Raw genomic sequence first — 21,480 nt, forward strand, 5'->3', positions numbered from 1 at the left:
CTTGTGTGAAGTCAGAAGCGCGCGGCGACCATGATCGACTGCGCGGCCGGAACCGTGACGGGCGAGCCGCTGTACTGGAAGGTGCCGACACCAGGGAGATTGCCGTCGGGCGAACCCGCCAATGAGGCGCCGGCGAGCACGAAACCAAAAGCAAGGATGAAGCTGAGCGCGCGCATGATCTTGTGTCCCAATTCGGTAGCCGGCGGTGCGCCGTCGTCGTTGTGACGCTGATAACCATGGGCGGTTTCGCGCGTGATGCGCGAAAAGCTGAAAATGGTTTCGTCTTCGTGAGAATTGTTTCGTCCCGTTCGAGAGGACGAAACAATTCTCGGAAAATGCCAATCATTTCAGATAGGTCTCGCTGCAGGTCAAAGTGGCCTGCCAAGTTCCGGAGCCAGCGTGGACACGCGCCTGGCACAGCTGCCGTCATGCTCCCGCCTCGCGCGCTTCACATGCATTTTACGTTTTTCTGCTGAAGAGGACGGCAAACGAGGGCTGGATCCTAATCGAACCGGGGGTGGTTCGGCAGCGACCCAAGCCATCGAAACCGAGACGCCCGGATCATCGGGCGCATTCACGTGAGGGATGGCCACCATGATGGCGGGAAATCGCACAACGCGGCGCGATGCGGATCCACGGACGGACCGCGGAGATCAACCACCCATTCGCGGCAGCGCCGGCGCAATGGCGCTGCAATCGAGCCGCGGCTTCGAGGCCGCGCCGCAGATGTTCGTGCGGCTAACCGGCTCGCATCTGGCGAAGCCGCGCGATCGTCACTGAGTGAACGCGAGCGCGTCACTGCGTGAAGAACTCGCCGCACTTCTGGACGTTTGCGTCCGCCGGTCCCCACGGCATGATCGGCACGGTCGAGGTCGAGTTCTTGGGCGAGCCTTCGATCAGCTTGTCCGAATAGACCATGTAGACCAGCACGTTGCGCTTGGCGTCGCAGCCGCGCACGATCTGCATCTTCTTGAAGAACAGCGACCGGCGCTGGCGGAACATGTCGTCGCCCTGCTCCATCTTGTGCTTGAACTTGATCGGGCCGACCTGGCGACAGGCCAGCGAGATGTCCGAGACCTCCTCGGCAAGGCCGAGCCAGCCCTTGAAGCCCCCCTTCTCCGGCACCGTGAAATGACAGGCGACGCCCTCGACTTCGGGATCGTCGAGACCATAGGTCGCGAGCTTGTCGTTCGGGCTCATCCATTTGAACACGGTGGAGCGGCGGAAGATCAGATCGGGCTCATCGGCGGCCGATGCTGACGCCATTGGCGCGGCCAGAGCCAAGAGGAATAAAGCGAGGCCTTTCAAGCGGATGCTGGAAAGACCAGGGAAACGAGATGACATGAAGTTCTCCGGTAACAAGTCCCCGCAATGTAGGAACGCGAGCGGCGATCAGGAAGGCGACGGAGCGTCAAGCGCGGCCGCCGTTTACCGCTCCGTGAGGCTTTTTTGCTACGTCATGAACAAAAGTAGCTGACGGCAGAACCGCCCTGCTGGTGAACGCGTATCCCCTTTGCGAGACTAACGTCTGATTTGGATTATGGATTCGAGGATGGACAGCGTGAACGGGTCTTCCGCCAAGCCGGCGCGGCTGTGGCAGGTCGCCATTTTGACGGCGGCGGGTGCGATCGGCGCGACCGGCCAGGCAGACGCAGCGTTTTATTATTGGACGGACTATTCCGACGGGTCCTATTACGCCCGTCAGGATCGACTTCCCGAAATACCGCGCCAGAAACCGCAAAAGCGTGGCGCCGCAAGCAAGAAGGAAGTCGTCGTCGAGAAGGAAGCCGGCATCAAGCCGCAAGGACCGCTCGTCATCGTCGTCTCGATCGACCGGCAGAAGGTGACGGTCTACGACAGCACCGGCGTGTTCGCGGAATCCCCGGTGTCGACGGGCATGAAGGGCCACTCGACACCGATGGGTGTGTTCAGCGTCATTCAGAAGCACAAATTCCACCACTCCAACATCTATAGCGGCGCGCCGATGCCGTACATGCAGCGGATCACCTGGTCCGGCGTCGCGATGCATGCCGGCGTGCTGCCGGGCTACCCGGCTTCGCACGGCTGCATCCGCATGCCGATGGCGTTCGCGATGAAGATGTGGAACTGGACCAAGATGGGTGCGCGCGTGATCGTGGCGCCCGGCCAGATGTCGCCGCAAAGCTTCTCCCATCCCCTGCTCGCCTCCACGCGCGTGCCGCCGCAACCCGCAGCGAGCGTCGAGCCGCAGACCAATGCCGGCGACAAGGCCGACAAGGGCGCCGTCGAAACCAAGCCGGTCGAGACGAAGACGGCCAGCGCCGACAGCGTGCTCGAGCTGCGCACCTCCGTCGGCCACGCCGTGATGTCGGATGTGACCACCGGCAATGCGCCCGCGCGCGAGGAAGCCGCAGCACCGGCCGACAAGGCCAAGACGGCCGAGGCATCTGATACGGCCAAGCCCCAGTCGGAAGGCGCGACCAAACCGGCGAACGACGACAAGCCCGCCGACAAGGTCGAGGCTATCAAGGCCGAGCCGGCCAAGACGGAGGCGGTGGACTCCGCGAAGACGCCCAATGCACAGGCTACTGCACCGGCGCTCGCCACCTCGCCCGATGCGAAGAAGGACGAGAACCGCGTTGCCGATCCTGCGCCGGCGGCTAGGCCTGATACGCCCAAGCGCGCCGGCCAGATTGCCATCTTCATCAGCCGCAAGGATTCCAAGCTCTATGTGCGGCAGAATTTTGCGCCGCTGTTCGAGGTGCCCGTCACGATCGCCGCGGGCGACAGGCCGCTCGGCACGCATATCTTCACCGCCGAAGTCGACAAGGCCGATGCCAATGCGCTGCGTTGGTCGGTGGTGTCGCTGCCCGTCTCCGCCCGCTCCGCGGCGCGCGAGGACGACAGCCGTGCATCGCGCCGCCAGCGCGGCGCCGCCGTGATCCCCATCGCCGCAAAACCGGTGATCACGCCGGACAGCCCGGCTGAAGCCCTCGACCGCATCTCGGTCCCCGCCGACACCATGGCGAAGATCAACGAGATGCTGACGTCAGGCGGCTCGATCATCGTCTCCGACCAGGGCATCAACCAGGGCGAGACCGGCGAAGGCACCGACTTCATCGTCCGCCTGTACTAAAGCGTTTTCGAGCGAAGTGGATACCGGTTCGCGTCAAGAAAACGCGTGAAGTCTAGCCCCTCGCAGCGTTCGATAACGCGGTGTTGACGCGTGAGGTCGCAGTGGCGGAGTAACATGTCCTCGGATCATTTCGGGGACGCCGTCATGATGAATCGCAGGACCGTGCTGAGCGTCACTCTTGCAAGTGCACTCGCGCCCGTAACGCACGCCCTCGCTGATGGCGGGATGAGCCGGATCTCGGCCTACGCCTTCTCCTTCCCCGCATTGTCAGGCGACGACATCCGCCTCGCCGCGTTCACCGGCAAACCGCTGCTGGTGGTGAACACCGCCTCGCTCTGTGGCTACACGCCGCAATATGCCGGCTTGCAGGAGATATGGAACGAGTTTCGCGAGCGCGGGCTTATCGTGATCGGCGTGCCCTCCAACGATTTCGGTGGCCAGGAGCCCGGCAGCGCGAGCGAGATCACGCAGACCGCGCATCACCAATATGGTGTTACCTTCCCGGTTGCGGCCAAGGCCGTCGTGGTCGGAGCAAGAGCGCACCCCTTCTACAAATGGGCAGCCGAGGCCCGACCGAAGGAAGTTCCGCGCTGGAACTTCCACAAATACCTGATCGGCCGCGATGGCTATATCGCCGAGGTCTTTCCCTCCGCAGTCGAACCGGCCGACACGCGAATCAAAACGGCCATTGCCAGGGCGCTGGCCGATAGTTGACGCAGGCGCCCCTCATCCGGCTGGGCACAATTGTGGCGGGGCGTCAAACAGCCGTTGCAATGGCGAGGGCCCACCATCTAGGCTAGGATCGTTTGGGGCAGGACGGTTTTTGCCACAGGCGAAAAGCCGCGGCGGAACAACGGGATCAATCTCGAGGACAACACCATGCGTGTGGCGGCAGGACTGATTTTAGCAGGTGCGATCTCAGTGGCGATGACCGGCGCAGCATGGTCGCAGACACCGGCCGCGAAGCCCGCAGCCGCGGCGCAAGCCGCACCGGCGGCAACACCAACGGCTGCAACGCCCGCTGCGGCTCCGGCGCCCGCAGCAGCGGCTGCGGCGCCGGCGGGTTTCGTCAACCCGCCCCCGCCGAAACAGGCGCCGCAGCCGGCGCGCGCGGCCTGCAACACGCCAGGCGCCCTCGGTGTCGCCCGCACTGTCGAGATCGACACCACGGGCGGTCCCGGCTTCGGGTTCGAGCATTTCAAGGAGCTCGACTTCCTGCGCGACCACGAGGTGGTGCTGACCTTCGACGACGGCCCCTGGCCGAAGAACACGCCCGCCGTGCTGAAGGCGCTCGCCGACGAATGCACCACCGGGATCTTCTTCATCATCGGCAAGCACGCGACCTACGAGCCGGAGATCCTGAAGCAGGTCTACGCCGCCGGCCACACGGTGGGCAGCCACACCTGGTCGCACGCCAATCTGAACAACAAGAAGCTTAACGAAGCGCAGCGCAAGGACGAGATCGAGAAGGGTCTTTCCGCAGTGAAGTGGGCGCTCGGCGGCATCTCGCCCGCGCCGTTCTTCCGCTTCCCGGCGCTCCAGCATCCGCCGGAGATGGTCACCTATCTCGGCAACCGCAATGTCGGGATCTTCTCCTGCGATATCGACTCGTTCGACTTCAAGGCCTCCAAGCCCGAGAAGGTGATCGAGACCGTGATGAAGAAGCTCGACACCAAGGGCAAGGGCATCATCCTGATGCACGACTTCCAGAAGCACACTGCGGAGGCCCTGCCCGAGCTGCTCAAGCGGCTGAAGGCCGGCGGCTACAAGGTGGTGGCGATGCGCGCCAAGTTCCCGGCCTCGACACTGCCGGAATACGACCAGGAGCTGCTCAAGGACATCAAGCTGCCGACGGTGAGCCAGCGCCCGGTCAATTCCGTGGTGACGACCGTTTCCGAATAGAAGGCCGTTGTCTTTCCGCATCGAAGGCTACGTCATCGTGTCAGCGGACGGCATGCTTGCCGACGCCGATCACGCCATGCCCGACAGCCTGAAGTTCGAAGGCGACAAGCTGTTCTTCGAGCAGGCGCTCGATCGCGCCGCGCTGATCGTGCATGGCCGGCACTCGCATGAGCAGCAGCCGAACTCGCCGAAGCGCAAGCGGCTGATCCTGACCCGCAAGATCAAGGACCTCACCGTCGATCCGGAGATGCCGAACGCGACGCTGTGGAATCCGGCGCATGCGAGCTTCGAAGAGGCCTGCGCCTTCGCGGACGTCGCCTCCGGCATGATCGCCGTCATCGGCGGCCCGGTCGTGTTCGACCTGTTCATGGACCGCTACGACACGTTCTGGCTGTCGGAAGCCCCGCATGTGCGGCTGCCCGGCGGTGAAGGCTGTTTTGTCGGCGTGCCCCAGCGGACGCCTCACGAGGTGCTGGCTTCGCGTGGGATGAAGCCGGGAGCGCCGTACCTGCTCGACGCTGCGCATGAGGTGACCGTGACCCCGTGGCGGCCGGGCTAGCCTCTCGGCGCTGCCAACTCGCTCACACCGGAGGCTCCGATTCAAAACAGGTAAAACAACCCCATGCAAAGTAACGGCAATATAATACCCTTGTTTATCTTGCTGGTTCAGCAAGCTGAAATTGGTCCCGCCGCCGGCCAGCGCAAAGCCGGCTAGCATATTTGCCGAGACCCAATAATCGGCCCCGACGGCGGTCGTGGCGCTATAGCCAACGTCTGTGGCGCTGCGTCAATATGAGCCGGCCACTCCGAAACACCGCATCAACAGACTGAGACAAAAGCGCAAGAGCGGACGGCTTTGGATCGAGGCTGCCGCCCCGCGGGCGGGAGGAATCGTACACGAACGAACCATTTCCCTTCGCCGGATATCAACCTACAGCCAGGCATGATTGGCCCGGCACCGCCCTTCCCCGCTCCTTACCGACGATCAAGACGCGACCACGATCACCATGACCGACGACGGTACGACGACAGGTCCGACAGACGCCTCCGGACTGACCGGCGATGCAGCCCCGATATCGTCCCTGCTACCGGCATTCGGCTTCACCGCCGATCAGATGGAGACGGATGCGAACGTCGCCGCCTGGCGGGAGGCTGTCGCCACGCTGTTCGAGGTCGACGAGCTCGCCGCCGGCGAACCGGGCCCGTTTCGCGCCGACATCAGCTCCTACGCCATGGGGCCGGCGCTGATCGGGCTGAGCCGCGCCAGCGGCCAGCGTTTCCGCCGGACGGCCGAAACGATCGCGCGCAGCGGCGTCGACCACATCATCCTCCAGCTCTATCTCAGGGGTGGCTATGACGGCATCGCGGGCACCCGGCCAATGCGGGTGCGCGCCGGCGACATCTGCCTGTTCGACCTCGCCCAGACGCTGGAGACCAAGGCGACGGCTTTCGAGAATGTCACGCTGGTCGTACCGCGCCCGATGTTCGGCACCCATCTCTTGCGGGTCGACGACCTACACGGCCTCGTCCTGCCGGGCAGCAGCGTGATCGCACGATTGCTGGCGGGACATCTCACCGCGCTCTTCGAATTTGCGCCGCGCATGACGCTCGACGAATGCCAATCGGTGGTCGAGGGCACGGTCTCGCTGCTGGCCGCCTGCCTGCGCAACGAGCTCGAACGTGGCGACGCCGATGCCGACCACACCGTCGCGGCGAGTCCGTCCCTGATGCGGATCCGCCGATATATCGAGGCCGGCCTTGCCCGTGAGGATTTATCCGCCAATTCGATCGCGGCCCATTTCGGCCTCTCGCGGGCGTCACTGTACCGGCTGTTCGCGCCGGTCGGCGGCATCGCCGACTACATCCGCAGCCGCCGGCTGCACCGCGCCTTCTTCGACCTCGCCAATTCGGGCGCGCGTGGTCCGCGGATCAGCGAGGTCGCGCGGCGCTGGCAGCTCGGTACCGACGCGCATTTCACGCGCTCGTTCAAGGCAGCCTATGGCATCACGCCCCGCGCCGCGCGCGAGGCCGCATTGCTCGGCCTGCAGCGCGGTACCGATGGAGCGGGCAGCGCGACGATTTCCCGCTGGATGCGCGAGATCGCGCCCCCGAGAGCGGAGTGACCGTTATACATCGCCGTAGGCCGCCTCGGCCGGACGCGTGGTGCGGCCATAGCCGATGATCATGCAGAGCGCGCCGATGATCGACAGGTTCTTGAGCGCGTCGACCAGCATCTTGGCGTTGTCGGGAGCCGCCACGTTCCAGAAATCGTAGAACAGCACGGTCGCGACGGCGACGTAGATGATCAGCAGCATCGCGAAGAAGCGCGCGCCGAAATTCAGCGCAATCATCAGCCCAGCGACGATCTCGAGCCCGCCGATCGCGATCGCCAGGAGCTGCGGCGTGGTCATGGCCGTCGCCGTCTCGACCTGCTTGGCGTAGGGCGCGATGACGTCAGGCACCACGAGCTTGGTGGCGATGAAGTCGGCGGTCGCCTGGATGGCAAAGAGCTTGGTCGCGCCCGTGTAGATGAACAGCACGGCGAACAGGATTCGCCCGAAAGTCACGAACGCTGGCATGATCGGCCTCTTGGCAAAAACCGCGCGGAACGCTTGAGGGGATTATGAAGAGTCCGTTTGCGCTTTTCAAACAGGGAAATGGAGACCTGAAAGTATTTCAAGGTTGGCGGTCTCTTCCCTTCTCCCCCTTGTGGGAGAACGTGGCTCGCCGCAAAGCGGCGAGACGGATGAGGGGTATCTCTCGGCACGGAAACTCGCGAGATCCCGAGGCGCGGAAACAACCCCTCATCCGGCGCTTCGCGCCACCTTCTCCCACAAGGGGAGAAGGAGTTGGACCATCGACGACGCTAGACCTCGCCCCTTACGTGAACAACGTCGGCTGCTGCCGCGAGGCGCGCTCCTGGGCTTCCACGACTGCAACCGCGGTCATGTTGAGGATGCCGCGCGCAGTGACGCCCGGCGTCAGGATGTGGGCCGGGCGCGCCGGGCCGATCAGAATCGGGCCGACGGGAAGTGCGTCCGCCAGCGCCTTGATCATCTGATAGGCGACGTTGGCGGTGTCGAGGTTCGGCATGATCAGGATGTTGGCCTCCCCCTCAAGCTTGGAGTGCGGCAGCACGAGCTTGCGGGCCGCAGCCGAGAGCGCGGTGTCGCCCTGCATCTCGCCGTCGGCCTCGATCTCCGGATGCTTGTCTTTCAGGAGTTGGGTCGCCCGGCGCATCTTGCGCGAGGAGTCCGTATCGTAGCTGCCGAAATCGGAATGCGAGATGAAAGCGACCTTCGGCTTCAGGGTGAAGCGCTGCACATGCAGCGCCGCCAGTGCCGCGATCTCGGCCAGCTCCTCCGCACTCGGATTGGGCCGCACTTGCGTGTCGGCGATGAAGAAGGCGCCCTTGGTTGTGATCAGCAGCGCCAGTGCGGCGTAATCGCTGATCCCCGGCGAGAAGCCGACGATCTCGCGGACATGGCGCAGATGGCTCATGTAGCGGCCCTCGACGCCACAGAGCATGGCATCGGCCTCCCCGCGCACCACCGCGAGTGCCGCGATCACCGTGTTGTTGGTGCGCACCACCGTGCGCGCCGCATCCGGCGTCACGCCGCGGCGGCCGGCGACCTCGACATAGGACTGCACATAGGAGCGATAGCGAGGATCGTCCTCGGGATTGACGAGGTCGAAATCCTTGCCGGCCTTGATCGACAGGCCGAAGCGCTTGATGCGCGCCTCGACCACCGAGGGGCGGCCGACCAGGATCGGCCGCGCCAGCTTCTCCTCCAGCACCACCTGCGTCGCGCGCAGCACGCGCTCGTCCTCGCCCTCGGCGTAGATCACGCGGACCGGCTGGGTCTTTGCCTTGGCGAACATCGGCTTCATGACGAGGCCGGAACGGAAGGCGAAGCGCTCGAGCAGCGCTCTGTATTCGTCGAAATTGGTGATGGGCCGCGTCGCAACGCCCGATTCCATCGCCGCCTTCGCCACGGCCGGCGCAAGGCGCAGGATCAGGCGCGGGTCGAACGGGCTTGGGATCAGCGAGCCGGGACCGAAGCCCTGCGTCTCACCGGTGTCGAGACCTTGCGCGACGGCATCCGACGGCGCCTCGCGCGCGAGCTGCGCGATGGCCTCGACGGCGGCGTGCTTCATCTCCTCGTTGATCGCGGTGGCGCCGACGTCGAGCGCGCCGCGGAAGATGAAGGGAAAGCAGAGGACGTTGTTGACCTGGTTCGGATAGTCGGAGCGGCCGGTGCAGATCATGGCGTCGGGGCGCGCTTTCCGCGCCTCTTCCGGCATGATCTCCGGGGTCGGGTTGGCGAGCGCCATGATCAGGGGCTTGTCGCCCATCGCCTTGGCCATCTCGGGCTTCAGCACGCCGGGTGCCGAGAGCCCGATGAAGATATCGGCGCCGCCGATGACGTCGGCGAGCGTGCGCTTGTCGGTCTTCTGCGCATAGACCGCCTTCCAGCGGTCCATCGAGGTGTTGCGCCCCTCATGCACGAGACCGTCGATGTCGCAGACCCAGATGTTCTTGCGCTGCGCGCCCATCGAGACGAGCAAGTTCAGTGTTGCGAGCGCGGCGGCCCCTGCCCCCGAGGCCACGATCTTGACGTCGGACAGCTTCTTGCCGTTCAGCCTGAGGCCGTTGGTGATGGCGGCGGCGACGATGATGGCGGTGCCGTGCTGGTCGTCATGGAAGACCGGGATCTTCATGCGCTCCTTCAAGCGCGTCTCGATCTCGAAGCACTCCGGTCCGCGGATGTCTTCCAGATTGATGCCGCCGAAGGTTGGCTCGAGCGCCGCCACCGTCTCGACCACGCGATCGATGGTGTCGGCGGCGATCTCGATGTCGAACACGTCGATGCCGGCGAATTTCTTGAACAGGACCGCCTTGCCCTCCATCACCGGCTTGGAGGCCAGCGGGCCGATATTGCCGAGGCCGAGCACCGCGGTACCGTTGGAGACCACCGCGACCAGATTGGCGCGGGTGGTGAGCGTGGCCGCCTCGGACGGGTTCTTGGCGATCTCGGTGCAAGCCGCGGCGACGCCCGGAGAATAGGCCAGCGCGAGATCGCGCTGGTTGGCAAGCGGCTTGCTTGCCTGGATCTCGAGCTTTCCGGGGCGCGGCAGACGATGGTAGGCCAGCGCCGCCTGGTGGAGATCATCAGAATAGGACGACATGCGGTGTCTCGCCTCGCGTTACCGGCCTCAAAATGCATCGTCCGGAGCTGCCGCCCAAGCGGAACGGTATTTCCGGGTCATGGAAACGGGATGAAGCACGCCGGGTGCCTCGGTGGCAACATCCGATTGCGTCCCCATCAACAGGGCGCGCGGTCAAACATTTGAAAACCATAGCTTTCCCTGGACCGCGCGGCGTTTCGCGAATATGGCAGGTTGCGCAGTCGAGAACGAGCAACTGGAGCTGGGAATGAAGCGAATCCTGATCGGCCTGATCGTGGCAGCCGTGCTCGGCGCGGGCGGATGGTTTGGCTTCAATCTCTATGTTCAGCATCGCGTTACCGCCGAGGTCGAGGCGGCTTTCGAACAGATCCGCTCAGGCGGTGGCAAGGCGAGCCATGGCAAGGTCACGTTCGAGCTAGCGACCCGGACGCTGACGATCGAGGACATCGCCGTCGAGCCCGCCCAGCCGCAGCTCGCCAACGTCAAGGTCGCAAAGGTCACGGCCGTTGGTGTACGCCAGCCAGATGAGGCCCATTTCTCGGCCGACAGCATCGAAGTGTCAGGGGTCGAGGTCGCCTTCACATCCTCCGAGCGGGCGAAGCTGAAAGCGAACTACAAGATCCCGCAGATCAGCGCTCGCGATTTTTCCGGTCCCACTCGTGCGGCCGCCGCGCCGTTGTCCGGCTCGATCATCGACATGTACCGCTTCATGCTCGCGCAATACGCGACCGTCTCTGCATCCTCGATCGCGGCGCCGACCGTCGCGGTCAATGTCAATGCAGGCACCGGCAATGTCGGCAGCGGCGAATATGTCTATTCGGGTCTGTCGATCCAGAACGTCAACCGCGGCAAAATCGAAACGGCGAAGACAGATCGCATCACCTATACGCTCGACCTGGCCCAGCCGGGCAAGCCCGAGAAAATGACCGGCGAGCTGTCCGGCCTGGCCGCCTACGATTTCGACGCAACCGCCGTGAGGGCCGCGCTCGATCAGCAAGGATCGAGCGACGACAGTTTCCACAGGATCTATCGACGCATCTCGGCCAACTCATATGTGGTGACGACGGCACCAGGCGTGCGCGTGCAGATCGACGGCATCAGCTTCGACGACATTGCGATCCGGCCCTCGAAATTCCGCCCGGCCGAAATCATCGCGCTGGTGCCGGCTGACGGCTCGATCCCGACGCCGGCGCAGTCGCGCGACATGATCGAGAAGGTGGCCGACTTCTTCGAGGGCTTTCAGATCGGCAAGGCCGAAATCGGCAAGCAAACGGTCGAGACGCCGCAAGGGACGGGACGGCTCAACGCTGTCAAATACGATCAGGACAAAATAGCGCTGGAAGGCCTCGACATGCCGATGCCGCAGGGGCAGCTCAAGATGGAGCGCTTCGCGCTGAAGTCCTTCAGCGCGGCAAGTCTGATGCGCTGGGCGGCAGGCCTCAGAACGCCCGGACAGCCGCCCTCGCCGGATCAAATGCTGGGCCTGTTCCGGGTCCTCGAAGGCGCCGAGATCAAGGGCGTGGTCTCGCCCTACAAGAATACGCGGCAGGTCGTCACCATCGACACGATCAGCCTGAACTGGGGCCAGTTGATAGGGCCGATCCCGAGCAAAGCCAGTCTGGTCGTGAAGATGGTCGCTCCCACCGACCCCTCCAATCCGGCGCAGCAGCCGCTGACCATGGCCGGCATCGACAAGCTCGCGATCGACCTCGATCTCGGTGCCGCCTGGACGGAATCGTCGGGGGCGTTTGCGCTCGCGCCTGCGACCATCGATCTCGGCAATCTCGCCAAAGCGCAGGCCCGCTTCGCGCTCGCCAACGTGCCGCGCGGCCTGTTCACGACTGATCCGGCGCAGGCGATGGGTCAGGCGGCGCAAGTCGAGACCGGTGCGTTCGAACTCTCGCTGCGCGACAGCGGCATTGTCGATCTCGTCGTCGCGCAGTTCTCGCGCATGCAGAATGTCAGCCGCGATGCGGCACGCAGCGCCATCGTCGAGATGATCAGGGTACAGGGTGAGAAGATCGTTGCGTCCAATGTCGATGCTAGGGTGGCGGTCGATGCGCTCGCCAGCTTCGTCGAGACCTCGGGGCAGACGCTGACGATCAAGCTCACGCCTCGCGCCAAGGTGCCGCTGATGCAATTGATGCAGCTCTCAAAAAGCGACCCCGAGAGCGCGCTGGCCCAGTTCAGGATCGAGGCGTCGACGGGGTTGTAGTTGATCTTGTGTCCCGGACGCGGCGCGGCATGAAATGACGCGACGCAGAGCCGGGCCCCAGAAGCCCCGGACTCCTTGGCGACATGGGCCCCGGCTCTGCAGCGCATCGTCGAACCGGACGATGCTTCGCATCGCCGGGGAGACGCTGCGCTGCGCCCGGGGCACGCAACGGCGATGGAGGCGCATGCTCTCTCCACACCGTCATTGCAAGCGCAACGACGCAATCCAGAATCTTTCCGCGTGTCCCGGACAAGCCGCAGCGCGTAAGCGTTGCGGCGCAGAGCCGGGATCCAGAAGCCGCGAGCTCCTGCGTGACATGGGCCCCGGCTCTGCAGCGCATCGTCGAAGAGACGCTGCGCTGCGTCCGGGGCACGAGCTCACTTCTGCGGCAGGTTCACCCGGATGTGCAGCTCGCGGAGCTGTTTTGTCGTGGCTTCCGACGGGGCGCCCATCAGGAGATCCATCGCCTGCTGGTTCATCGGAAACAGCGAGATCTCGCGCAAATTCGTGGTGCCGCAGAGCAGCATCACGATGCGGTCGACGCCCGCGGCCATGCCGCCATGCGGTGGCGCGCCGTACTGGAAGGCGCGGTACATGCCGCCGAAGCGGTCGACCACTTCCTGCTCGCCGTAACCTGCGATCTCGAACGCCTTCACCATGGCTTCCGGCACGTGGTTGCGGATGCCGCCCGAGGCGATCTCGTAGCCGTTGCAGGTGATGTCGTACTGGAACGCCTTGATGGTCAGCGGATCCTGGCCCTTCAGCGCCTCGAGGCCGCCCTGCGGCATCGAGAACGGGTTGTGCGAGAAGTCGACCTTCTTGTCGTCCTCGTTGTACTCGTACATCGGGAAGTCGACGATCCAGGCGAGCTCGAACCGCTCCTTGTCGGTGAGGTTCAGCTCCTCGCCGACCTTGTTGCGGGCAAGGCCAGAGAACTTCCAGAACTTGTCGGGATCGCCGGCGACGAAGAAGGCGGCATCGCCCTCCTTCACGCCGAGCTGCGCGCGGATCGCGGCCGTGCGCTCAGGTCCGATGTTGTTCGCAAGGGGACCTGCGCCCTCGCCGCCCTCGCGCCACATGATGTAGCCGAGGCCGGGCTGGCCCTCGCCCTGCGCCCACGAATTCATGCGATCGCAAAACGCGCGGCTGCCGCCGCCGGGTGCCGGGATCGCCCAGACCTGGTTCTTGGGATCTTCGAGCATGCGCGCGAACACCTTGAAGCCGCTTCCGCGGAAGTGCTCGGAGACATCCTGCATCTCGATGGGGTTGCGCAGGTCCGGCTTGTCGCTGCCGTATTTGCGCAAGGCTTCGGCGAACGGAATCCGGCGCCAGCCCTTGGTCACCGGCTTGCCCTTGGCAAATTCCTCGAACACGCCGGTGATCACAGGCTCCATCGCCGCGAAGACGTCTTCCTGCGTGACAAAGCTCATTTCGACGTCGAGCTGGTAGAACTCGCCGGGCAGACGGTCGGCGCGCGGGTCCTCGTCGCGGAAGCAGGGCGCGATCTGGAAGTAGCGGTCGAAGCCCGACATCATCAAGAGCTGCTTGTATTGCTGCGGCGCCTGCGGCAGCGCGTAGAACTTGCCGGGATGGATGCGCGAGGGCACCAAGAAGTCGCGCGCGCCTTCCGGCGAGGATGCGGTCAGGATCGGCGTGTTGAACTCGAAGAAGCCCTGCCCCTCCATGCGCCGGCGCATCGACTTGATGATCTCGATGCGCGTCATGATGTTCTGGTGCAGCTTTTCGCGACGCAGATCCAGGAAGCGGTACTTCAGGCGGATGTCTTCGGGGTATTCCTGGTCGCCGAACACCGGCAGCGGCAGGTCGCCGGCCGGGCCCAGCACCTCGATCTCGCTGACATAGACCTCGACCTTGCCGGTCGGCAGGTCGTCATTGTCGGTGCCGTCGGGACGGCGGCGGACCTTGCCGTCCATCTTGACCACGAATTCCGAGCGCAGCTTTTCGGCCAGCGAGAACGCCGGCGAGTCCGGGTCGACCACGCACTGGGTCAGGCCGTAATGGTCGCGCAGGTCGATGAACAGCACGCCGCCATGGTCGCGAACGCGATGGACCCAGCCCGAGAGGCGGATGGTCTCGCCGATGTTGCTCTCGCGGAGCGCGCCGCATGTATGTGACCGGTAGCGATGCATGGTCGTCCCAAAATCAATGTCGGAGGGGTCGAATCGGACCGCCTGAAACGGCCGGTCCGACGTTGCGGCAGGGTTTACCCGACGAGGGCGGGTGCGGCAACCAAGGGAACGGCCCGATTTGGGCTGGAAGGACCCATTTTTGACCTATCAGGGCCCGAGCCTTTGCCATCAGGCGTTCCAGCCCTATCTTGAGGCCATGACGGTCCATTTCCCCTTCCAGAACTCGTATTCGGCGCTGCCGGACAGCTTCTTTGCCCGCGTTGCGCCGACCCCTGTCGCCGCCCCCCGGCTGATCAAGCTGAACCGGCCGCTGGCGGTCCAGCTCGGGCTGGATCCTGATGTGCTGGAGACCCCGGAAGGGGCCGAGATCCTGGCCGGCAAGACGGTTCCCGCCGGCGCCGATCCCATTGCCATGGCCTATGCCGGCCACCAGTTCGGGCAATTCGTGCCCCAGCTCGGCGACGGCCGCGCCATCCTGCTCGGCGAGGTCATCGACAAGGACGGCGTCCGCCGCGATATCCAGCTCAAGGGAAGCGGCCCCACCCCGTTCTCCCGCCGCGGCGACGGCCGCGCCGCGCTCGGGCCGGTCTTGCGCGAATACATCGTCAGCGAAGCGATGTTCGCGCTGGGCATTCCGACCACGCGCTCGCTTGCCGCCGTCGTCACCGGCGAGCACGTCATCCGCGAAACCGCGCTGCCCGGCGCGGTGCTGACCCGCATTGCCTCCAGCCACATCCGCGTCGGCACCTTCCAGTTCTTCGCCGTCCGCCGCGACACCGAGGCGATCCGCCGGCTCGCCGACCACGTCATCGTCAGGCACTATCCGGACCTGCTTCACGCCGAGCGGCCGTATCACGCACTGCTCGCCGCGGTCGTCGCGCGACAGGCCGAGCTCATCGCGCGCTGGCTGCTGGTCGGCTTCATCCACGGCGTGATGAACACCGACAACACGTCGATCTCGGGCGAGACCATCGATTACGGCCCGTGCGCCTTCATGGACGCCTACAATCCTGCGCAGGTGTTCTCCTCGATCGACGAGATGGGCCGCTACGCCTATGCCAACCAGCCGCGCATCGGCTTGTGGAATCTGACCCGCCTCGCCGAATGCCTGCTGCCGCTGTTCTCGGACGAGCAGGAGAAAGCTGTCGCCGAAGCCCAGGACATTCTCGGCGCCTTCGCCGAAGCGTTCAGCGCGGCCTATCAGGCCGGCCTGCGCAAGAAGGTCGGCCTGTTCACGGAGCGTGACGGCGACGACGCGCTGATCCAGGACCTGCTCGATGCCATGGCCAAGAACCAGGCCGACTTCACCCTCACCTTCCGCAAGCTCGGCGACGCCGCGGCCGACGAAGGCACCGACGTGCGTGCCCAGTTCATGGAGCCCGCAGCCTTCGACGAATGGGCCGGTCGCTGGCGCGCGCGCATTGCGCTGGAGCCGCAGAACGCAGCCGAGCGGCAGGCCGCGATGCATGCCGTCAACCCGATGTTCATCCCGCGCAACCATCGCGTCGAGGCCGTGATCCAGGCCGCGATGAATGACGACGACTACGCGCCGTTCGAGGAGCTGGTGACGGTGCTGGCAAAGCCATACGAGGACCAGCCGGACTACGCCGCCTACGCCGATCCGCCGCTGCCGGACCAGCGCGTGCTGCAGACGTTTTGTGGAACCTAGCGACAAGCTTCAAAGGGGCCGTCGTGATCACGCAACTCCCAGACGACTTTCGGTTCGCCGGCCCCGAAATGCAGCTCTGCACCCTCACAATTCGGATCACAGACCTCGCCGAACGCTTCGGCTTTACGTTGATCCATTACGACGACGACGGCCTCGGTCAGGCCGCCTCGATGTTCGTGAGGCTGAAATCCGGGCGGGCCCTTTTTCTGACCGAACACGCGCATGCAGTCGAGCGCCTCGGTTCAAAGGGCCCTGTGGTCGAGGTTGATGCGCGGGATATCGCGGAGATCGATGTCGAACCGTTTGTCGACGAAGTGTTGGAGGCTTTCCAGCTGTCCCGCGAGGATGTTGACTGGATCGCCCCGATCGACAAAGCCCGTGCGCTCGATTGGATCCAACGTTGGGCCGACTATTTCGCGAAGCGAGATCGAGCGGGCAACGGAGAGCCGCTGAAATGAATGGTCCGCTCACCAACGACGAGATCGAAGCGATCAAGGCACGCTGCGAACAGGCTACCGCCGGTCCGTGGAAATCGTTCATCGAGAAACGGGACAAGATCAGCGGATCTGACTTCATTCAGACCGGAGGTGAGGACTTCTATCTCTCCGGTGCGACGATTGCAGATTACGACTTTATTGCTCACGCACGACAAGATATTCCAAGGCTGATCGCAGAGATCGAGCGCCTTCGCTCGATAAATCGCTAGCTCGATCCTGGACAGGAATCCGGCCGGCACGCTCGGGTACCTAAGCGCCGCTGACAGCGCAACTCAAGGTACGCCGGGACGGCGAATTGCGCCTTCGGCTAATCCACCCTACGTAGCGGCCATTTGTGGACACGGGAACCACTGTCATCAAACTGAAACACACGCGCTCTAACGGGCTGGCAGGGCCGTCTTGCCGGAGGCGCCCATCCTCCAACCGTCCCGACAAAGCGCGCCATGCCCTTCAAATTCATCCACCTCACCGACACGCATCTCGCGAACCCCGGGCTGAAGCTCTATGGGCTCGACCCGCGCGCCCGGCTGGACGCGGCGATTGCCGATATCAACAAGCATCAATCCGATGCTGCGTTTGCCGTGGTGACCGGCGACCTCACCCATTGGGGCGAGGCTGAATCCTACGCCAATTTCGCCGAGGCGATGGCCGCGCTGAAAATTCCGTACATCGCCATGGTCGGCAATCACGACCGCCGCGTTACCTGCCTCGACGCGCTGAAGGCCGCGCCGCGCGATGCCAACGGCTTCGTGCAGGGCACGCGCACCACCGAGCACGGCCTGTTCGTGTTCCTGGACACGCTGGATGAGACCAGCCACGCCGGCGAGATGTGCGAGAGGCGCCTCGGCTGGCTGGCGAGTACGCTGGCCGCAGCGCCCGCCGACCAGCAGTTCGTCGTGTTCATGCACCATCCGCCCTTCCCGGTCGGCGTCCACGCGATGGACGAGATCGCGCTGAAGCAGAGCACCGAGTTCGCGGAAGTCATCGCGCCGTATCGCGCACGCATCCGCCACCTCTTCTTCGGCCATGTGCACCGGCCGATCTTCGGCAGCTACGGCAAGATCCCGTTCTCGACGCTGCGCGGCACCAACCACCAGGTCTGGTTCGAGCTCGACGCAGCCGCCACCGATCACCTCGCCAGCCACGAGCCGCCGGCCTATGGCGTCGTGCTGATCGACGACGAGAACCTCGTCGTGCACAGCCATGACTTCCTCGACCAAAGTCTGCGCTTCCCCTTCGAACCACCCGCGGGAATGAACGGCCGCGACTATGCGCTCAATTTTCCCGGCGCGATGAGATGAGCCTCGCTGAACCCGCGGCTCTCCCGGTCGCGACGTCGGCGGCACCGCGTCTGCACCTCCTGAAGCGGTTCATGGGCCGCTTCAGGGCCTCGCTGCCGGCCTATCTGCTGCTGTTGCCGTCGCTGGTCTTCCTTGCGCTGTTCACCTATGGCGCGATGGGGCGCGTGTTCGTCGATGCGCTCTATCAGCGCGCCACACCCAAGGCACCGGTGCGTTTCGTCGGCCTCGACAACATCAGCGCGGTGCTGGCCGACCCCGCCTTCACCGGCGCCGTCACCAACAACCTGATCTACGCCGTCGGCACGGCGGTGCCGAGCATCGCCCTCGCGCTGCTGTTCGCGCTGGCGCTGTCACGCACCCATGCCGTGAGCAGCGCGCTGCGCGCCGCGCTGTTCCTGCCGGTGCTGATCCCGATGGTCGCGGCGTCTGCGCTGTTCCTGTTCATCTTCCTGCCCAATGTCGGCCTGCTCGATTACTACATCGGCCGGCTTCTGCCGGTGCTGCCAAACTGGCTCGGCGACCCCGACATCGCGCTCTATGCGATCATGATCATCACGATCTGGAAGAACGCCGGCTATTACATGCTGTTCTTCCTCGCCGGCCTTCAGGCCGTGCCCGAGGACGTGATGGAGGCCGCGCATCTCGACGGCGCGGGGCCTTACATGCGCCTGCGCCACATCATCCTGCCGGAGCTCAAGCCCACCTTCCTGTTCGTCACCGTCATCGCCACGCTGAACGCGGTGACGCAGGTCGACCACGTCTTCGTCATGACCCAGGGCGGGCCGTCGAACGCGACCAACCTCGTGCTGTTCTACATCTACCAGCAGGCAGTGGAGCATTACGACATCGGCAAAGCCTCGGCCGCGACGCTGCTGACGCTCGCCGCGCTGATGGGCCTCACCGCGCTCTCCTTCCGCACGATGGCCAACCGCGAGGGCGGGCCATGAACCTGATCGACAGGCTCTACAAGGACGCCCCGCTCGCCACCCGGGGCGAGATCACGCCCAAGCTCGGCTTTGCACTGACGGTGCTGCTCGCGATCGTCTGGCTGATCCCGTTCCTGTGGATGGTCGTCGCGACGCTGCGCCCGGCCTCCGACGGCATCAACGCCATGGCCGAGCTGATGCCGAGCCTCAAGCCGACGCTCGACAATGTCAGGGATGCCTGGGAGATCGGCGATTTCCCGCGCTACACGATCAACACCACGATCATCTGCACCGGCATCCTCTTGGTGCAGTTCGTCACGATCACGCTGGCGGGCTTTGCCTTCGCGCGCCTGGATTTCGCCGGCAAGACGCCGATCTTCTATTTGTTCCTGATGCAGCTGATGCTGGTGCCGGTGCTGCTGATCGTGCCGAACCTGTCGCTGGTGGCGCAGCTCGGCCTCTACGACACGCTCACCGGCGTGATGATGCCGTTCTTCGCCTCCGCCTTCGGCACCTTCCTGATGCGCCAGGCGTTCGAGGCGATCCCGACCGAGCTGGAAGACGCAGCCCTGATCGACGGCGCCAGCCTGCTCCAGCGCATCCGCCACATCTACGTGCCGCTGTCGATGCCGAGCTTCTCGGCCTTCGCCATCATTTCCGTGACCAGCCACTGGAACGACTTCCTGTGGCCGCTGATGGTGATCAATTCGCCTGACAAGCGGCCGCTCACGGTCGGCCTCTCCGTCTTCACCAAGACCGCCGAAGGCACGCAGGCCTGGGGCACCATCGCCGCGGGCACGCTGATGGTGATCGCGCCGCTGCTCGTCGTCTTCCTGATCTTCCAGAAACGCTTCATCAGCTCTTTCGTCACCTCAGGCATCAAATAGGAGATTTTCCGATGCTGTTCTCCCGCAGGCTCATGCTCGGCCTCGCAATGGCAGGCGCCCTCGCCTTCCCCGCTCTCGCCGGCGAAGGTCCGACCGAGGTCGACCTGTTCTTCCCCGTCCCCGTCGACGGCAAGCTCGCCCGCGACATGGGCACCCTGATCAAGGAGTTCAACGAGACCCATCCCGACGTCAAGGCGACCGCGGTCTACACCGGCTCCTATGACGACACGCTGATCAAGACGCGTGCTGCGATCAAGGCCGGCAAGCCGCCGGCCGCCGTGATCATGTCGGCGAACTTCCTGCTCGACATGCAGATCGAGAACGAGCTCACCAATCTCGACAGCCTGATCGCTGCGGACGGCTCCACCAAGGAGAAGTTCCTGGGCCAGTTCTTCCCGGCGCTGCAGGGCAACGCGGTGATCAACCGCTCGGTCTACGGCGTGCCGTTCCACAATTCGACGCCGCTGCTCTACATCAACGCCGACAAGGCCAAGGAAGCCGGCCTCGATCCGAGCAAGCCGCCGCAGACCTGGGCCGAGCTCACCGACTGGGCCAAGAAGCTCACCAAGCGCGACGGCGACAAGGTGACCCAATGGGGCATCGCGATCCCCTGTGCCTACGACTATTGCGGCTGGATGATGGAGACGCTCACCATGAGCAATGGCGGGCGCTACTACAACGAGGAGTTCGGCGGCGAAGTCTATTACGACACGCCCTCGATGTTAGGTGCGCTCACCTGGTGGAACGATCTCATCTATAAGCACAAGGTCCACACCCCCGGCGCCACGCCCGGCCCTGCCGTCAGCACCTCCTTCATCTCCGGCAATGCCGCGATGATGATGCTGTCGACGGGTTCGCTCACTTACGTGCGCGATAACGCCAAGTTCGCCTACAAGGTCGCCTTCATCCCGCGCAACGTTCGCAACGCGGTGCCGATCGGCGGCGCCTCGCTGATCATGCCGGCAGGGCTCGAGGCCGACAAGCAGAAGGCCGCCTGGACGCTGATCAAGTGGATGACCTCGCCCGAGAAGAGCGGCTGGTGGAGCCGCGCCACCGGCTACTTCGCGCCCAACATGGCCGCCTACAAGACGCCCGAGATGGTCGACTTCCTGGGCAAGAACCCGGACGCCAAGACCGCCGTCGAGCAGCTCGACGTCGCAAAGCCCTGGTTCGCGACCTACAAGACCGTCCCGGTCCGCAAGAACCTCGAGGACGAGGTGATGCTGGTCCTCAACGGCAAGAAGCAGCCGAAGGAGGCCCTCGCCGCCGCCCAGAAGGCCGCCGACGAGACGCTGAAGCCGTACAATGCGGAGACGTCGCTGAAGCTGCCGTAAGGCCGGCAGCTCATCGCACCAACAATATTCGGCGCTCCGCCATGCGGGGCGTCGAAATCGTTTGGGGCGCACGCAAATCCATTAACCCTCCGTCCACCATTTCGTCTCGCCTGCCGCCGGTAACCATCGCAATTAACAGACCCTCAACGCACGCCCGACAAATCTATCAATGTTTCTGGAGATTTCGCCGTGGATCTGTTGGTTTTCGAGTTCCTGGGACTGGCTCTGGTCGCCATGTGCGTGATCGTGGTGGCGCTGCCCTGCGCGCGAAAACCGTCGCAGCGGGTCCGTTAC

The 21,480-nt window shown here is 64.5% G+C and carries 18 protein-coding genes; 13 read left to right on the forward strand and 5 right to left on the reverse strand.

Going from position 1 to position 21,480, the window contains the following annotated elements:
• Positions 1–11: 11 nt before the first annotated feature.
• Both CVM73_RS40490 and CVM73_RS25470 read right to left on the reverse strand, forming a co-directional pair.
• A complete protein-coding gene (locus CVM73_RS40490) occupies positions 12–176 on the reverse strand; it encodes a hypothetical protein (protein ID WP_167407042.1) in 165 nt (54 codons plus the stop codon).
• Between the two features lie 619 nt (positions 177–795).
• Positions 796–1,344 carry a CreA family protein gene (locus CVM73_RS25470; RefSeq protein WP_100234582.1) on the reverse strand — a complete coding sequence of 183 codons (549 nt, stop codon included), beginning with the start codon at positions 1,342–1,344 and terminating at the stop codon, positions 796–798.
• A 208-nt stretch (positions 1,345–1,552) separates the two neighbouring features.
• On the opposite strand from CVM73_RS25470, the gene CVM73_RS25475 reads away from it, so the two are divergent.
• The 5 genes from CVM73_RS25475 to CVM73_RS25495 all read left to right on the forward strand — a co-directional run bounded on the left by CVM73_RS25475 (position 1,553) and on the right by CVM73_RS25495 (position 7,140).
• The gene (locus tag CVM73_RS25475; protein ID WP_167407044.1) at positions 1,553–3,115 is read left to right on the forward strand and encodes a L,D-transpeptidase; all 1,563 of its coding nucleotides are present in this window, start codon (positions 1,553–1,555) and stop codon (positions 3,113–3,115) included.
• Between the two features lie 144 nt (positions 3,116–3,259).
• Positions 3,260–3,829, forward strand: coding sequence for a glutathione peroxidase (locus CVM73_RS25480; RefSeq protein WP_100234613.1), 570 nt, complete (start codon positions 3,260–3,262; stop codon positions 3,827–3,829).
• Positions 3,830–3,994: 165 nt separating this feature from the next.
• Complete coding sequence (locus CVM73_RS25485) at positions 3,995–5,017, forward strand: polysaccharide deacetylase family protein (RefSeq protein WP_100234584.1); 1,023 nt, start codon at positions 3,995–3,997, stop codon at positions 5,015–5,017.
• Between the two features lie 7 nt (positions 5,018–5,024).
• Positions 5,025–5,576, forward strand: coding sequence for a dihydrofolate reductase family protein (locus CVM73_RS25490; RefSeq protein ID WP_167407045.1), 552 nt, complete (start codon positions 5,025–5,027; stop codon positions 5,574–5,576).
• A gap of 448 nt (positions 5,577–6,024) precedes the next feature.
• Entirely contained in the window at positions 6,025–7,140 is a 1,116-nt protein-coding gene (locus CVM73_RS25495) for a helix-turn-helix domain-containing protein (protein WP_100234615.1), read from the forward strand.
• A 3-nt stretch (positions 7,141–7,143) separates the two neighbouring features.
• Here the strand turns inward: CVM73_RS25495 and CVM73_RS25500 are convergent, their stop codons facing one another.
• On the reverse strand, positions 7,144–7,596 hold the full coding sequence (locus tag CVM73_RS25500; RefSeq protein ID WP_100234585.1) for a DoxX family membrane protein: 453 nt from the start codon (positions 7,594–7,596) through the stop codon (positions 7,144–7,146).
• Positions 7,597–7,897: 301 nt separating this feature from the next.
• Positions 7,898–10,207, reverse strand: a complete 2,310-nt coding sequence (locus CVM73_RS25505; RefSeq protein WP_100234586.1) for an NADP-dependent malic enzyme — start codon at positions 10,205–10,207, stop codon at positions 7,898–7,900.
• A gap of 247 nt (positions 10,208–10,454) precedes the next feature.
• Between CVM73_RS25505 and CVM73_RS25510 the strand changes: the two genes are divergently transcribed.
• Positions 10,455–12,422 carry a hypothetical protein gene (locus CVM73_RS25510; RefSeq protein WP_100234587.1) on the forward strand — a complete coding sequence of 656 codons (1,968 nt, stop codon included), beginning with the start codon at positions 10,455–10,457 and terminating at the stop codon, positions 12,420–12,422.
• Positions 12,423–12,799: 377 nt separating this feature from the next.
• Here CVM73_RS25510 and aspS read toward each other — a convergent pair whose 3' ends face one another.
• Positions 12,800–14,572: an aspartate--tRNA ligase gene (aspS, locus tag CVM73_RS25515; protein ID WP_100234588.1), complete on the reverse strand. Its 1,773-nt coding sequence runs from the start codon at positions 14,570–14,572 to the stop codon at positions 12,800–12,802.
• A gap of 196 nt (positions 14,573–14,768) precedes the next feature.
• Between aspS and CVM73_RS25520 the strand changes: the two genes are divergently transcribed.
• The 7 genes from CVM73_RS25520 (at position 14,769) to CVM73_RS25550 (ending at position 21,186) form a co-directional block, all read left to right on the forward strand.
• Positions 14,769–16,241, forward strand: a complete 1,473-nt coding sequence (locus CVM73_RS25520) for a protein adenylyltransferase SelO (protein WP_100234616.1) — start codon at positions 14,769–14,771, stop codon at positions 16,239–16,241.
• A 23-nt stretch (positions 16,242–16,264) separates the two neighbouring features.
• Positions 16,265–16,699, forward strand: a complete 435-nt coding sequence (locus tag CVM73_RS25525) for a hypothetical protein (RefSeq protein ID WP_146006657.1) — start codon at positions 16,265–16,267, stop codon at positions 16,697–16,699.
• Positions 16,696–16,947 carry a hypothetical protein gene (locus tag CVM73_RS25530; RefSeq protein WP_100234590.1) on the forward strand — a complete coding sequence of 84 codons (252 nt, stop codon included), beginning with the start codon at positions 16,696–16,698 and terminating at the stop codon, positions 16,945–16,947. The genes CVM73_RS25525 and CVM73_RS25530 overlap by 4 nt, the downstream gene beginning before the upstream one ends.
• Before the next feature lie 234 nt (positions 16,948–17,181).
• A complete protein-coding gene (locus CVM73_RS25535) occupies positions 17,182–18,039 on the forward strand; it encodes a phosphodiesterase (RefSeq protein WP_100234591.1) in 858 nt (285 codons plus the stop codon).
• The gene (locus CVM73_RS25540; protein ID WP_100234592.1) at positions 18,036–18,986 is read left to right on the forward strand and encodes a carbohydrate ABC transporter permease; all 951 of its coding nucleotides are present in this window, start codon (positions 18,036–18,038) and stop codon (positions 18,984–18,986) included. The genes CVM73_RS25535 and CVM73_RS25540 overlap by 4 nt, the downstream gene beginning before the upstream one ends.
• Positions 18,983–19,852, forward strand: coding sequence for a carbohydrate ABC transporter permease (locus tag CVM73_RS25545; RefSeq protein WP_100234593.1), 870 nt, complete (start codon positions 18,983–18,985; stop codon positions 19,850–19,852). Before CVM73_RS25540 ends, CVM73_RS25545 begins: the two co-directional genes overlap by 4 nt.
• 11 nt (positions 19,853–19,863) lie before the next feature.
• Complete coding sequence (locus CVM73_RS25550) at positions 19,864–21,186, forward strand: ABC transporter substrate-binding protein (RefSeq protein WP_100234594.1); 1,323 nt, start codon at positions 19,864–19,866, stop codon at positions 21,184–21,186.
• Positions 21,187–21,480 lie beyond the last annotated feature (294 nt).

This window comes from Bradyrhizobium forestalis (assembly GCF_002795245.1).
Lineage (GTDB): Bacteria > Pseudomonadota > Alphaproteobacteria > Rhizobiales > Xanthobacteraceae > Bradyrhizobium > Bradyrhizobium forestalis.